The 12,835-nt window shown below is 65.8% G+C and carries 13 protein-coding genes; 7 read left to right on the top strand and 6 right to left on the bottom strand.

Going from position 1 to position 12,835, the window contains the following annotated elements:
• Window positions 1-31: 31 nt before the first annotated feature.
• A complete protein-coding gene (locus ACFPO9_RS03305; protein WP_379767008.1) occupies window positions 32-283 on the bottom strand; it encodes a hypothetical protein in 252 nt (83 codons plus the stop codon).
• Window positions 284-513: 230 nt separating this feature from the next.
• Between ACFPO9_RS03305 and ACFPO9_RS03300 the strand changes: the two genes are divergently transcribed.
• The 4 genes from ACFPO9_RS03300 to ACFPO9_RS03285 are packed head-to-tail and all read left to right on the top strand — an operon-like array spanning window position 514 to window position 3,396.
• Entirely contained in the window at window positions 514-1,053 is a 540-nt protein-coding gene (locus ACFPO9_RS03300) for a GbsR/MarR family transcriptional regulator (RefSeq protein WP_379767005.1), read from the top strand.
• Window positions 1,050-1,469 (top strand): thiol-disulfide oxidoreductase DCC family protein, encoded by a 420-nt coding sequence (locus ACFPO9_RS03295; RefSeq protein ID WP_379767002.1) that lies wholly within the window; start codon window positions 1,050-1,052, stop codon window positions 1,467-1,469. The genes ACFPO9_RS03300 and ACFPO9_RS03295 overlap by 4 nt, the downstream gene beginning before the upstream one ends.
• A gap of 11 nt (window positions 1,470-1,480) precedes the next feature.
• Window positions 1,481-1,927 carry a cell division protein gene (locus ACFPO9_RS03290; RefSeq protein WP_379766999.1) on the top strand — a complete coding sequence of 149 codons (447 nt, stop codon included), beginning with the start codon at window positions 1,481-1,483 and terminating at the stop codon, window positions 1,925-1,927.
• On the top strand, window positions 1,924-3,396 hold the full coding sequence (locus tag ACFPO9_RS03285; protein ID WP_379766996.1) for a TIGR01777 family oxidoreductase: 1,473 nt from the start codon (window positions 1,924-1,926) through the stop codon (window positions 3,394-3,396). The genes ACFPO9_RS03290 and ACFPO9_RS03285 overlap by 4 nt, the downstream gene beginning before the upstream one ends.
• Window positions 3,397-3,517: 121 nt before the next feature.
• On the opposite strand, the gene ACFPO9_RS03280 is transcribed toward ACFPO9_RS03285, so the two are convergent.
• Together ACFPO9_RS03280 and ppk1 are read right to left on the bottom strand one after the other, a co-directional pair.
• Window positions 3,518-3,991, bottom strand: a complete 474-nt coding sequence (locus tag ACFPO9_RS03280; RefSeq protein ID WP_379766993.1) for a SixA phosphatase family protein — start codon at window positions 3,989-3,991, stop codon at window positions 3,518-3,520.
• Entirely contained in the window at window positions 3,957-6,119 is a 2,163-nt protein-coding gene (ppk1, locus tag ACFPO9_RS03275) for a polyphosphate kinase 1 (RefSeq protein WP_379766989.1), read from the bottom strand. Before ppk1 ends, ACFPO9_RS03280 begins: the two co-directional genes overlap by 35 nt.
• A 728-nt stretch (window positions 6,120-6,847) precedes the next feature.
• Between ppk1 and ACFPO9_RS03270 the strand changes: the two genes are divergently transcribed.
• Window positions 6,848-7,255, top strand: coding sequence for an Imm63 family immunity protein (locus tag ACFPO9_RS03270; protein ID WP_379766986.1), 408 nt, complete (start codon window positions 6,848-6,850; stop codon window positions 7,253-7,255).
• Between the two features lie 171 nt (window positions 7,256-7,426).
• Here ACFPO9_RS03270 and ACFPO9_RS03265 read toward each other — a convergent pair whose 3' ends face one another.
• Window positions 7,427-8,359, bottom strand: a complete 933-nt coding sequence (locus tag ACFPO9_RS03265; RefSeq protein ID WP_379766983.1) for a LysR family transcriptional regulator — start codon at window positions 8,357-8,359, stop codon at window positions 7,427-7,429.
• 28 nt (window positions 8,360-8,387) lie between these two features.
• Here ACFPO9_RS03265 and ACFPO9_RS03260 point away from each other — a divergent pair, with 28 nt between their 5' ends.
• Together ACFPO9_RS03260 and ACFPO9_RS03255 are read left to right on the top strand one after the other, a co-directional pair.
• Window positions 8,388-9,068 carry a DUF4336 domain-containing protein gene (locus tag ACFPO9_RS03260; RefSeq protein ID WP_379766980.1) on the top strand — a complete coding sequence of 227 codons (681 nt, stop codon included), beginning with the start codon at window positions 8,388-8,390 and terminating at the stop codon, window positions 9,066-9,068.
• Window positions 9,069-9,093: 25 nt separating this feature from the next.
• Window positions 9,094-10,917 carry a DUF885 domain-containing protein gene (locus ACFPO9_RS03255; RefSeq protein WP_379766977.1) on the top strand — a complete coding sequence of 608 codons (1,824 nt, stop codon included), beginning with the start codon at window positions 9,094-9,096 and terminating at the stop codon, window positions 10,915-10,917.
• A gap of 1 nt (window position 10,918) precedes the next feature.
• Here ACFPO9_RS03255 and ACFPO9_RS03250 read toward each other — a convergent pair whose 3' ends face one another.
• Window positions 10,919-11,569, bottom strand: a complete 651-nt coding sequence (locus ACFPO9_RS03250; RefSeq protein WP_379766975.1) for a TMEM175 family protein — start codon at window positions 11,567-11,569, stop codon at window positions 10,919-10,921.
• Between the two features lie 10 nt (window positions 11,570-11,579).
• Window positions 11,580-12,710, bottom strand: coding sequence for an acyltransferase family protein (locus tag ACFPO9_RS03245; protein ID WP_379766972.1), 1,131 nt, complete (start codon window positions 12,708-12,710; stop codon window positions 11,580-11,582).
• Between the last annotated feature and the right edge of the window lie 125 nt (window positions 12,711-12,835).

Here is a 12,835-nt window from a genome sequence, read left to right as displayed (position 1 = left end):
ACTCCCTTGTAGAGGTGAGGCAGAAAACGGTTCAGGGCGAACTTTCGTCGCGCGCGCTTTGCGGCTCGCCCTTCCAGAAGAAGACGCCGAGCAGCAGGGCGCCCATCAGCAGGCCCCAGGTGCTCAGCACCAGCGGTCCATGGCGCGCCAGCGCGATTTCGCCGCCGGTCAGCACCACCACGAACACCAGCAGCACCATCCAGCCCTGCCACACCACCGGCAGGCCCCAGCCCCAGCCATTGCGGGCCGGGCGCACCGGAAACCAGTAGCGTTTGGCCTTCATTTCACGCCCGCGCAGGCGCGGCCGGCGGCGTGGACGGCGAAAGCGCCGGCCGGGATGGCGGCGGAAAGCAGAGTGTGTCTTGGCATGGAGTCTCCTGTCCTGAACATCTTACAAAAGCCAGGCCGCCAAAAGACTCGCGAAATGTCACAACGGAAATATTTATCGAATTTGGTTGACATTGTTTTCAGTATGTTCTTTAATTTCTGCATTAACAGAAATAAGAGAAAATCATGCTGAACAGTCCGACGGCACAGAAATTCATCCTCCACTGGGGCGAAATGGGCACCCGCTGGGGCGTCAACCGGACCGTGGCCCAGATCCACGCGCTGCTGTTCCTGGCCGAACGGCCGCTCAGCGCCGACGACATCGTCGAGACCCTGGGCGTGGCGCGCTCCAACGTCAGCAACAGCCTGAAGGAGCTGCAGAGCTGGAAGCTGGTGAAGGTGACCCACGTGCTCGGCGACCGCCGCGACCACTTCACGGCGCTGCAGGATGTGTGGGAAATCTTCCGCGTCATCGTCGAGGAGCGCAAGCGCCGCGAGATCGATCCGACCCTGAGCGTGCTGCGCGAATGCGCGATCGAAGGCACGCAGGACCCGGAACTCGGCGCCGCGGCCCTGGCGCGCATGCAGGTCACGCTCGACTTCCTCGAGCTGCTGAGCGCAAGCTTCGAGGATTACAAGCACCTGTCGCCGCAGACCCTGCAGCGCGTCCTGAAAATGGGCGGGGCGGTGGCGCGCTTCCTGCCGGCCGGGAAGGAGGCCTCATGAGCGCCGCACTGACCCTGTATTTCGATGGGCTCTGCCCCTTCTGCGCGCATTCGATGCGCCGGCTGAAGACCTGGGACGCGGCCGGCAGGCTGGCCTTCGTCGATATCGCGGCGGCCGGATTCGACCCGTCGCCGCTGGGCGTGGACATGGCGGCGCTGAACCGTGAAGTGCATGGCTTGACGCGCGAAGGCGAGGTCCTGGCCGGCATCGATACCATGCTGGCGGCCTACACGCTGGCAGGCCGCGGATGGCTGGTGTGGCCGCTGCGGGTGCGCCTGCTGCGGCCCGCGCTGGCGGCGTCCTACCGCTGGTTCGCGCGGCACCGCTATGCGATATCGAAGCGGCTCGGCTACCGCCTGCCGGCGGCCTGCGACGGCGTCAGCTGCGCCATCGGCAATCCATTCCTGAAGCGATAAGAGGGCGGATCATGGGAGATTCCAGAATACGGAAGTGGGCGGTGAACTGGCTGCTGCTGGTGTGCGCGGTGCACGTGGCGGTGGGCGCGCTGCTGCCCTGGCTGGGCGGGGCCGCGCTGTTCGACGGCTACCATCGCAGCATCGAAAGCGCTTTCTGGCCAGGCGGTGCGCCTGTCGAGGCGCGCGGATTGCAGACCTGGTGGATCGCGCTGTTCGGTGCGACCATCCAGGCGATGGCGCTGTTCATGTTCGCATTGGTCAAGCTGGCGGACCGCTTGCGCCAGCCGTCGATCTGGCTGTGGCTGATCGCGGGCCTCGCGCTATGGGGGCCGCAGGACATGCTGGTCTCGCTGCGCGCCGACTGCTGGGCCCATGTGGCGGCGGACGCCTTCGCGCTGGCCCTGATGCTGCCGCCCTTGCTGTGGCTCTGGCTGCACGACAGGAGGGCCACTGCATGAACACGCACACCCTCGCATTGCAGCTGATGGCGGCGCAAGGCTGCCTGGGCGCCTTCGATACGCTCTATCACCACGAGCTGACCGAGACCCTGGCGCAGAAGACGACGGCGCGCCAGGAGCTGGGGATCCACGCGCTGCGGGCGCTGATCTACGCGGCGCTGTTCGTCGGCCTGGCGTGTTGGGAATGGCACGGCGTGCTGGCCTACCTGCTGCTGGCCGTGTTCGCGGTCGAAATCGGGCTGACCCTGTGGGACTTCGTGGTCGAAGACCGCAGCCGCCTGCTGCCCGCCACCGAGCGCGTCACGCACACGGTCCTGGCCATCAATGGCGGCGCCTTCATTACCCTGCTGGCGCTGAACGTGGCCGCGTGGGCTGCCTTGCCGACCGGCCTGTCTTTCAACGCGCACGGCTGGTTGAGCGTCTTCCTCGCGCTGTGCGGCGTCGGCGTCGGCCTGTCCGGGGTGCGCGACGGACTGGCGGCGCTGCGGCTCGGGCGGCTGGCCGAGGGCGGACGCGACACGGCGCCTGTCGTCTTCGATGCGGTCAAACGCACGGTGCTGGTCACCGGCGCCACCGGCTTCGTCGGCCGGAACCTGGTCGGCGCACTGCTGCGCGACGGCCATCAGGTGATCGCGCTGACGCGGCAGGCGAGGCAGGCCGCGTGGACATTCGGCGGCAAGGTGCGCTGCATCGAAGCGATGGACGAGCTGACATCGGCGACGCGCGTCGACGTGGTCGTCAACCTGGCCGGCGCGCGCATCCTCGGGCCGCGCTGGAACGCGGGGCGCAAGGAGGCGCTGCGCCGCAGCCGCGTCGCGCTGACCCGGCGCGTGGTGGCATGGATCGCGCGGGCGGAACACAAGCCTTTCCTGTTCCTGTCGGCGTCCGCGATCGGCTACTACGGCATCCAGGCGATCGGCGACCAGGCCGCGCTGACGGAAAGCGCGCCGCCGCAGCCGGTCTTCATGTCCGACCTGTGCCGCGAATGGGAAGAAGCCGCGGGGGAGGCGGCGCAATATGGCGTGCGGGTGGAATGCATGCGCTTCGGCCTGGTGCTCGGCATGGGCGGCGCGCTGCCGATGATGCTGCTGCCGGTGATGCTCGGGCTGGGCGGCAGGCTGGGGAGCGGGCGCCAGTGGCTGTCCTGGATCCATGTGGACGATGTGGTGCGTGCGATGGCGCACCGCTGGCAGCAGGCGCTGCGGGCAGGGCAGTCCGGCGCTGGCGCTGGTGTGACCAATTTCACGGCCCCGGAATGCGTCAGCCAGGCGGACTTCAGCCGCACCGCGGCGCGCGTCTGGCATCGTCCGGCGATCCTGCCGACCCCGGGCTGGCCGATGCGGCTGGCGCTGGGCGAGCAGGCCGACCTGCTGCTGGAAGGGCAGCGGGTGGCGCCGGCGCGGCTGGAACGGGAAGGTTTCACGTTTCGTTATCCGACGCTGGAGCAGGCTTTGCGCAGCTTGAAGTAGAAAGTCGGCGCCCGTTTCCAAGGGTGCTGCCCCTTCTCGATTTTGCAACTAACCGACAATGGACGGCAGAGAACCGGCAAGTCGGGGCCTCATCGGCCCCGCAAGCCACCAGACAGAAGGCTCAGCGCAGCTTCCCTACCAGATCCGGCCCCACCGCCAGCCGCACGAAAGGCGCCGGATCTGCCTCGCCCTTGTGCGCAATCCAGAACACGCTGGCCTTGCGGATCTTCCACTCGTGCGGCGCGCCGCTGAAGATCAGCGAGGCCACCTGGCCCAGCAGCGGGTTGTGGCCGACGATGACCACCGCCTGGCGCGCGTCCGGCCAGCCGCTCGCTTCCAGGATGGCCTGCGGCGTCGAATCGGTGTTGAGGGCGTCGACGGTGTGGAACTTGCGGCCCAGCGCCTCGGCGGTCTGCACGCAGCGGGTGGCGGGGCTGGTGAGGATGCGGCACTGCGAGGGCAGCTGGCGGTCGAGCCAGGCGCCGACCCGCGAGGCGTGGCGCGAGCCCTTCGGCGTCAGCACCCGCAGCTGGTCGGCCGCTTCGTCCGGCTTGTGCGCTTCAGCCTCGGCGTGACGCCACAGGATCAGTTCCATTCTCGTTATCCTTGTTGTGTTGATCGCTCGATGCGCCCAGGCCTAGTGACGCCATCAGCTCCAGCTGGGCGCTGTGGGCCGCCTGGCTGCCACGCGGTTTCTTGCGGCGATAGTGGCCGTCGCTGCCCAGCTCCCAGGCGTTGACGTTGTCCTTCAGGTAGACCTGCAGGCCTTCGCGGATCACGCGTTTCTTCAAGCTGGGGGAGCGGATCGGGAAGGCGATCTCCACGCGGCGGAACAGGTTGCGGTTCATCCAGTCGGCGCTGCTGAGGTAGACGTCGTGCTGCAGCTTGTTCCTGAAATAGAAGATGCGGCTGTGTTCCAGGAAGCGGCCGACGATGGAGCGCACCTTGATATTCTCGGACAGCCCCGGCACGCCGGGCCGCAGCGCGCAGGCGCCGCGCACGATCAGGTCGATGCGCACGCCGTCGTTCGAGGCGTCGTACAGCGCGCGGATCACCGATTCGTCGGTCAGGGAATTCATCTTGGCGATGATGCGCCCCGGCTTGCCGTCGCGCGCGATCGCCGCTTCCTGGCGGATCGCTTTCACGATTTCCTTCTGCAGCGAGAAGGGCGCCAGCCAGATGCTCGACAGCTGGGTCGGGCGCGTCATGCTGGTGAGGTGGATGAAGACCTCGTTGACATCCAGGGTGATCTCTTCGTCCGAGGTCAGCAGGCCGAAGTCGGTGTAGTGCTTGGCGGTGGTCGGGTTGTAGTTGCCGGTGCCGAGGTGGGCGTAGCGGCGCAGGCCGTCCTGTTCGCGGCGCAGCACCAGCGCCAGTTTGGCGTGGGTCTTCAGGCCGACCACGCCGTACACGACCTGGGCGCCGGCTTCTTCCAGGCGCTCGGCCCAGTTGATGTTGGCTTCCTCGTCGAAGCGCGCCATCAGCTCGACGATGACCGTCACTTCCTTGCCGCGCAGGGCCGCCTCGATCAGCGCTTCCATCAGCTCGGAGTCGGCGCCGGCGCGGTAGATGGTCTGCTTGATCGCCAGCACGCTGGGATCGGCGGCGGCGCAGCGGATGAAGTCGATGACCGGCTCGAAGGACTGGAAGGGATGGTGCAGCAGCACGTCCTGGCGGCCCAGCACCGCGAAGATGTCCTGGTGGTTGACCAGCTTGGCCGGGAAGCCCGGCACGAAGGGCGCGAACTTCAGCTCGGGCCGCGCATTGCTGTTGACCAGTTCCAGCAGGCGGCCCATGTTGACCGGACCGTCCACGCTGAACAGGCGCGAGCGCTCGACCGCGAACTGGTCGAGCAGGAAGTCGGCCAGGTGGCGCGGGCAGCCGCGCGCCACTTCCAGGCGCACCGCAAAGCCGTAGTTGCGGCTATGGAGTTCGCTCTGCAGCGCCTGGCGCAGGTTCTTGACCTCTTCCTCGTCGACCCAGAGGTCGCTGTTGCGGGTCACGCGGAACTGCGAGTAGGACACCACTTCGCGCCCGGTGAACAGCTCGGACATGTGGGCCTGGATCACCGAGGACAGCAAACAGTAGGAGGCGCCCGGCTTGTCGGACAGCTCGTCCGGCAGGCGGATCACGCGCGGCAGCACGCGCGGCGCCTTCATGATCGCGATGCCGGTGCCGCGCCCGAAGGCGTCCTTGCCGGACAGTTCGACGATGAAGTTCAGGCTCTTGTTGATCACGCGCGGGAAGGGGTGGGCCGGATCCAGGCCGACCGGCGTGAGCAGGGGCCGCACTTCCTTGTCGAAGTACTGCTTGACCCAGGCCTTCTGGGCGGCGTTGCGGTCCGAGCGGCGCAGCAGGTGGATGCCGTTCTCGGACAGGCGCGGCAGGATCTCGTCGTTCAGCTGGGCGTACTGGCGCGCGATGATCTGGCGGCATTCCTCGCTGGCGCCGTCGAGGTTGATGCTGGCGGTATCGTCGGCGCCGCTCTGGTGGCGGTGCTGGGCCAGCAGGCTGGCGACCCGGACCTCGAAGAATTCGTCGAGGTTGCTGCTGACGATGCACAGGAAGCGCAGGCGCTCCAGCAGCGGCACGGACGGGTCTTCGGCCTGCGCCAGGACCCTTCGGTTAAATTCCAGCAGCGATATTTCCCGGTTCAGAAAAGGCGCCGGGCTGTCGCCGGTGGGCGCGGCCAGTGCCGCGTCCGTTTTTGACTTCATATCCATTGGGCTCGAATATTTCACTCGTGGCAACAGATTATGGAGGCCGAATGTGACAGGCGCGTGAAAACGGCTGTGCCGGGCGAGTGATGATTGTCCCGGCCACCGAGGCCGGATTCTGCTCGGATCATAGCGCGCCTTCGGGAATGGTGGCGCGGGGTGCTGGGTTACTCGCTTTAACAGCAATGCTCCTAGTACACTAGGAATGCCTAAAGAAAAGCAATGGTTGGCGTGTGAGAAACAGCCGCGTACACTGGGCCTTATCGGCCGTTTGGGATCGGTCAGAAGCGGACTTTGCTGAGCAACCTCTTTCGCAACCTGAACACGGTGACCACATATGGCAGACAGGAGTCGGGTGAACGATGCGCTTGGGGGCTTTCACGAGTGGGGGCGACCTTGGGAATACATTCACGCTGTGCTTGTGCATCAGGGGCTTGAGAGCCCGGATATACAGACGATTAACGAACTCTGGGCCGAAGTAACTGATACGAAGTATTGGCGGGAACCGAGTTTTCAAACTTCTGATGCACTGATTCGTCAAGAGTTAGAGCGGACGTATCCGTGGCTGAGTAAGGGCGCGGTTGACTCATTGATTCGTGGCGCGTCATACGAGTGGAAATAGAAAATTTCGTCTGCTTCGAGGTCGAAAACTGCCGTATACTGAACGGCAGCAGGCGGCCAGAAACGAACCTTTCGCGATCATCAAATCGACCTGTTACGGAAAACGAGCTACGATGGAAAAACTGTCGCTATCCGGTCTTGAGGCCGAGTTTCGTTCATTGGCTGAGCAACTGGACGTAGAGCCGTACTACAAGGCATTTCATACGTCTCCGCAGCATGACGGGACGCCCCATGTTGAGATAAGGTCCGGAAAGTTTGAATTCGTGGTAACTGAGCGTGGCTCGGAGCTTGAAAGAATATCGGGGCTTGATACAGATGAGGTTCTGTACCTGCTTTTTGAGGGGGTCACCTCTGTCATGGCCACTTCGTACGAATTACGCAATCGAAAGCCGACCGATGATGGCAGGGCTGTGTGGTTCCCATATCAAGAGAAATTAATGGCAGAATTGAGACCATCTTGGGGATTACGGCTGAAAGCAGAGCACAAACAAATCCTGCAGAAGTTCCCGTTCGGGCAATGACACTGGTCTTCGGTCGGAGAGAAAACAGTCTGCTGCACTTCATATGGTGAACGTCTGAAATGGGTCGATAGAGGACGTACACAAGCTCAGTCCAAGCATTAGGACGGTGACCATTTTCACAGACGGAATGCCACCATCGCCCAAGCACTCCTTCAGAAGACATCCGGTCGCTTATAGCAGCCGCTCCACAGGACAGTTCATCGCCAGCATCCGCTCCAGCGGCGGCGCCGAACGCAAACGTTCGCGCCACCACTTCAGCGCCGCGCCTTCCTCGCCGGTGCGCCAGGCCATGTACAGAGTCTCGTCCGGCCGCGGCTCCTCGACTGCCTTCTCCACCAGGCGCCCGGCGGCGATCGCCGGACGGGCCCAGGCTTCGGGCAGGAAGCCGAAGCCCAGGCCGGCCAGCTGGAAGTCGTATTTGGTCTGCATGTCCGGGACCGTGAGCGTGTCCTGGCCGAACAGCAGGCCGACGGTGCGCGCCTGCAGCAGGCGCACCGAGTCCGCCACGGACACCGCGCGATGCTCGCTCAGCTCGGCCTTGCCGAGCCGGTGTCCGACCCTTGCCAGCGGATGCGAGGGCGCGACCACGAACACGAAGGACATCTTCCCCAGCGGCTCGGCGGTGTAGCCGCCGCCGGACGGGCCTTCGCCGGCGGCGCCCGCCAGGAAGTCGACGCGGCGGTCCAGCAGGCTTTCCCAGGTGCCGGACAGGGCTTCCTTGACGATGCGCAGGCGGGTCTGGTCGGCCACTTCATAAAAGGCGCGGATGTCGTCCTGCAGGCCGAGCGGCGACAGCGCCGAGTCGACGCCGATGGTGAATTCGGTCTCCCAGCCGGAGGCGACGCGGCGCACCCGGCTTTCCAGGTCACCGGCTGCCTTCAGCAGGTAGCGGCCTTCCTTCAGGAGTTCCTCGCCGGCCGCGGTGAGCACCACGCGCGGGCCGAAGCGCTCGAACAGCTGCACGCCGAGGTCTTCCTCGAGCTTGGACACGGTATAGGAAATCGTCGACGGCACCCGGAACAGTTCCTTGGCGGCGGCCGAGAAGCTGCCGCGGCGGGCGATGGTGTCGACGGTGAGCAGTGCATCGAGGCTGATTCTTAACATGTAATTATTTTACTTTACAATCATCGCCATGCTCATTCAGATCGCCCCCAATCTCTGGCACATGGAACGCGGCTTCAAGGCCGCCGGCCTGGCCGTCTCCTCGCGCATGACCGTGGTCCGTTTCGAAGACGGCCGGCTGTGGCTCCATTCGCCGGTGCGCTTCAGCGAGGCCGTGGCGGAACAGCTGCGCAGCCTCGGCAAGGTCAGCTGGATCGTGGCGCCGAACCGCGCGCACCACATGTTCGCGAAGCATGCGCTGCGCGCGTTCCCGCAGGCGGCCTTGTACGGCGCGCCCGGCCTGGCCGCCAAGCGGCCGGACCTGGAAGGCCTGGTCGAGCTGGGCGACAGCATCCCGCGCGAGTGGGAGAAGGAGCTCGGCCAGGTGGTCGTCCGCGGCATGCCCTTCGTGAACGAGGTGGTGTTCTTCCACAAGGCGTCAACGACCCTGATCATGACCGACGTGCTGCAGTGCTGGTGCGGCAAGCTGCCCTGGAACACCTCGCTGTATGCGCGCCTGACCGGCGTGCGCTCGCACCTCGACGTGCCGCGCACGGTCCGTCTCATCACGCGCGACAAGGCGCTGGCGGCCGGCAGCGCGCGGGTGATCCTGCAGTGGCCGTTCACGCGGGTGATCACGGCGCACAATTCGATCGTGGAGCATGAGGCGCATGCGGCAGTGGAGCGCGCCTTCGGGCGTTTCGGCGCATAGATTTCAATCATAAAAAAGGAGATGCATGTTCCCGTTTACCCACTCCATGCGCGCAGCCAGCCTGGCCGCCGCGATTCTCGCCGCCGGCGCGCCGATCACCTCCGTCCACGCCGCCGCTGCGCCCGCCGCCGCCGCGGTGTCGGCCGCGGAAAAGAAGCTCGACCAGATCGCCGCCAGGTTCTACGACGCCCGCGCGAAGTACGACCCGCTGCTCTACGCGACCGCCAACGGCGACAGCCGCTACGACGACCAGATCGGCATGGCCATCGATCCCAAGGTGCGCAAGCGCTACCTCGCCGCGAACCACGCTTTCCTGAAGCAGCTGCAGGCGGTCGACCGCAAGGGCTTGGCGGACAAGGCCCGGCTGAACTACGACATCCTGGCCGCCGAGATCCAGGCCCAGCTCGATCTCGAACGCTTCCCCGAGCACCTGCTGCCGCTGAACCACTTCGACAACGTGCCGAGCAACCTGGCCAACTACGCCGGCGGCACCGGCTCGCAGCCGCTGGAGACGCCGGCCCAGTATCGCGCCTACCTGCATCGCCTGCAGCAGCTGCCGGCCTGGATCGACCAGGCCATCGTCAACATGAAGGAGGGCGTGCGCACGGGCGTGGTGCAGCCGAAGATCGTCACCACCCGCATGCTGCCGCAGTTCCAGCAGCTGCGCAGCAGCGACCCGCAGGCCAGCGTGTTCTACTCGCCGGCCACGCGCCTGCCAGCCGCTTTCTCTGACAAGGACAAGCGCGAGCTCACGAACGGCTATCGCCAGGCCGCGCTGAAGATCGGCCAGGCCCTGGACCGCCTGTGCGCCTACCTGGAAAAGGACTACCTGCCGGCCGGCCGCGCTACCGCCGGCTATGGCGCGCTGCCCGACGGCGCCGCCTGGTACCAGGCCCGCATCAGGAACAATACGAACCTCGATACGCCGCCAGCGCAGATCCACGAACTGGGCCTGAAGGAAGTCGCACGCATCCAGGGCGAGATGGCCAGGCTGGCGCCCAAGCTCGGCTACGACGGCCCCTTGAACGGCTTCCCGCAGTGGGTCGCGGCCCAGCAGAAGTTCAAGCCCTTCACCAGCGAGCAGCAGGTGCTGGAGCGCTACCGCCAGATCTACACGCAGGTGGATGCGAAACTGCCGCAGTATTTCAGCCTGCTGCCGAAGGCGAAGCTGGACATCCAGCTGGAACCCGAACTGACCCGCGCCACCGCGTCGGACCACTACACGCCGGTGGCGGCGGATGGTTCGCATCCGGGCGTGTTCTGGGCCGTGGTCAACGATCCGAAGGACTACGACACGGTCGGCATGGCCACCCTGCTGCTGCACGAGGGCGTGCCCGGCCACCACTTCCACGCCGCGCTGCTGAAGGAACTGCCGCTGCCGGACTTCCGCAAGTTCTTCACCGAGCACCCGAGCGCCGCCGCCTACACCGAGGGCTGGGCGCTATATTGCGAGACCCTGGGCCGCGAGTTCGGTTTTTACGAGGATCCGGCGTATTACTACGGCCACCTGAACGACGAGCTGCTGCGCGCGGTGCGCCTGGTGGTCGACACCGGCATGCACGCCCAGGGCTGGTCGCGCGAGAAGGCGATCGCCTATGCGATGGAAAACCTCGGCTACAGCGAGGCGCGCGCCGCCAACCAGATCGAACGCTACATGGTGTGGCCGGCCCAGGCGCTGGCCTACAAGACCGGCGCCCTGAAGATCCTGGAACTGCGCGCCAGGGCCCGGCAGGCGCTGGGGCCGAAGTTCAGCTATGCGAAGTTCCACGAGGTGGTGCTGGGCGACGGCACGCTGCCGCTGCCCATCCTGGAAAGCCAGGTGAACCGCTGGATCGAGGCGTCGAAGTAAGTCAGGACGGCTGCCCGGCGGGCGCGGCGGCATAGCGGCGCGCCATCGCATTGCCCAACGGGCGCAGTCCGAAGCCGAGGATGAAGGCGCAGTTGGCCGAGCCCGGGAACAGGCCGGCCAGCATCACCGCCAGCAGGGCGATCACGCCCAGGCCGCCCAGCCGGGCGCAGATGGCGACATAGGTCGCGTCATCCATCGGGTGCGCGCAAAGCTGCGGATTGCGGTGGATGTAGCGCGCCACCAGCAGCGAGCCGACAGCGATCAGGACCATCACGATTGAATACACGCCCTGCGCCAGCTGCGAGAAGAAGTGGCCGTTGACGGCGGACGCGAAGGGCAGCAGGCTGGCCCCGCCCAGCATCAGGATGGTGCGCCATACCAGGCCGCCGTCCACATGCCGCACATGGCTGTAGACGCGGTGGTTGCCGACCCAGAAGATTCCCAGCACGACGAAGCTGACCAGCCAGGAATACAGGTTGGGCAGCAGTTCCGCCAGCGCCTCGCGCAGTTGCGCGTCGCTGCTGATATGCAGGTGCTCGGGCAGGCGCAGGTCGATCACCAGCAGGGTCATGGCGACGGCGAAGATGCCGTCGACCAGGGCTTCGATGCGGTGCTTGCTGAGCTGGAGGCTGCCGGAAGTCGAGTGGTCCATGTGTGCGGTCCTATTGTTGGATTATCAATTCTCGCTTGGCTTCGGTCTCAGCGCAAGACCCCTGGCGGGCAAAGCGCGACGTGAACTTTTCCAGCACCAGCGCCAGCCCGAAGCAGACCAGCAGCACCGGCAGATAGACCGTGAAAGTCCAGGCCTGCTCCTTGCCCAGCAGCCCGCGGTACAAACCGACGGCGCCGAGCACCACGAACATGTGCGACAGATACAGCTCGTAGCTCAGGCTGCCCATGCGCGCCAGCCAGCGCAAACCGGCGCGCGGCGCCGGCGGATGCGCATGGAAGGCCAGCAGCATCAGCGCAGCGCCCAGCACCAGCCCGACCATGCCGGACTTGAACAGGTGGCGGTGCACCAGCTCGCCCCAGCCCAGCACCATCAGGATGCAGAAGGCGCCGAAGATCGCCATCGCGCGCGCATCGCGCCGCGCCGGGCGCCAACGCTGGGCCAGCAAGGCGGTCAGCACGCCCCAGGCGATCGCCGCCATCCCCGGTAGATAAGCTTTCTCGCGCCAGACTTCGTCGGCGGCCGGCACCAGGTTGCGCAGCGGGTTCAGGAGCAGCGCCCACACGATCAGGCCGCCGACCAGGAGCCGGCGCGGCAGCCACAGGCAAAGCAGCGGGAAGCCGATATAAAACACTTCCTCGATCGACAGCGACCACAGCACGTCCCAGCCCGCGGGCGCCCAGCCGGTGCGCCCCTCGTACCAGTTGAAGGTGAAGCTGAGGGCGGAGCCGAGCAGGCCGCCCAGGCTCTGTCTGTCGCCATCGGGCGCGAAGCCCGTGACGCCGAACAGGGCCAGCACCGACAGCGCGGCCAGCGTGAGCAGCAGCAGCGGCAGGATGCGCAGCGCGCGGGCGCGGTAGAAGCGGCGCAGGTTCACGCGATCGAGGCCGCCGTCGCGTTCCATGATGCGTGTGGCAATCAGGAAGCCGGAGATGACGAAGAAGATGAAGACGGCTTCGTAGCCGTTGAAGCTGACCGCGTCCAGCAGGCGCTTGGGCAGCCAGTCCTTCAACAGGCTCGGCCCCAGCGGCAGGCGGAAGGGCAGGGCCAGGTGGTGGACGACCACCAGCAGGATGGCGAGGCCGCGCAGGCAGTCGATGCCGAAGTTGCGTTTGTAGTTCATCCATCCATGGTAACAGCGCTTGCCGCGTGAAAACTCAAAAAATTCCATATCTCGCACGCCAGTCCGGCCTTGATCGCGACGAAAGCCTGGCAGTCGTGCGTACCCATCCGGCGGCGTAGAATCGC

Origin of the sequence: Massilia aerilata (genome assembly GCF_042656905.1) — a bacterium.
GTDB lineage: Bacteria > Pseudomonadota > Gammaproteobacteria > Burkholderiales > Burkholderiaceae_D > Telluria > Telluria aerilata.
Note: the sequence above shows the minus strand (reverse complement) of the source record. Positions and strands in the feature narration are given on the sequence as shown.

Excerpts from the sequence above, each read along its gene's own strand:
- ACFPO9_RS03270 (WP_379766986.1), top strand. The coding sequence starts at position 6,848 with ATGGAAAAACTGTCGCTATCCGGTCTTGAGGCCGAGTTTCGTTCATTG.
- ACFPO9_RS03255 (WP_379766977.1), top strand. The coding sequence starts at position 9,094 with ATGTTCCCGTTTACCCACTCCATGCGCGCAGCCAGCCTGGCCGCCGCG.
- ACFPO9_RS03245 (WP_379766972.1), bottom strand. The coding sequence starts at position 12,710 with ATGAACTACAAACGCAACTTCGGCATCGACTGCCTGCGCGGCCTCGCC.
- ACFPO9_RS03265 (WP_379766983.1), bottom strand. The coding sequence starts at position 8,359 with ATGTTAAGAATCAGCCTCGATGCACTGCTCACCGTCGACACCATCGCC.
- ACFPO9_RS03280 (WP_379766993.1), bottom strand. The coding sequence starts at position 3,991 with ATGGAACTGATCCTGTGGCGTCACGCCGAGGCTGAAGCGCACAAGCCG.
- ACFPO9_RS03260 (WP_379766980.1), top strand. The coding sequence starts at position 8,388 with ATGCTCATTCAGATCGCCCCCAATCTCTGGCACATGGAACGCGGCTTC.
- ACFPO9_RS03300 (WP_379767005.1), top strand. The coding sequence starts at position 514 with ATGCTGAACAGTCCGACGGCACAGAAATTCATCCTCCACTGGGGCGAA.
- ACFPO9_RS03295 (WP_379767002.1), top strand. The coding sequence starts at position 1,050 with ATGAGCGCCGCACTGACCCTGTATTTCGATGGGCTCTGCCCCTTCTGC.
- ACFPO9_RS03250 (WP_379766975.1), bottom strand. The coding sequence starts at position 11,569 with ATGGACCACTCGACTTCCGGCAGCCTCCAGCTCAGCAAGCACCGCATC.
- ACFPO9_RS03305 (WP_379767008.1), bottom strand. The coding sequence starts at position 283 with ATGAAGGCCAAACGCTACTGGTTTCCGGTGCGCCCGGCCCGCAATGGC.
- ACFPO9_RS03290 (WP_379766999.1), top strand. The coding sequence starts at position 1,481 with ATGGGAGATTCCAGAATACGGAAGTGGGCGGTGAACTGGCTGCTGCTG.
- ppk1 (WP_379766989.1), bottom strand. The coding sequence starts at position 6,119 with ATGGATATGAAGTCAAAAACGGACGCGGCACTGGCCGCGCCCACCGGC.
- ACFPO9_RS03285 (WP_379766996.1), top strand. The coding sequence starts at position 1,924 with ATGAACACGCACACCCTCGCATTGCAGCTGATGGCGGCGCAAGGCTGC.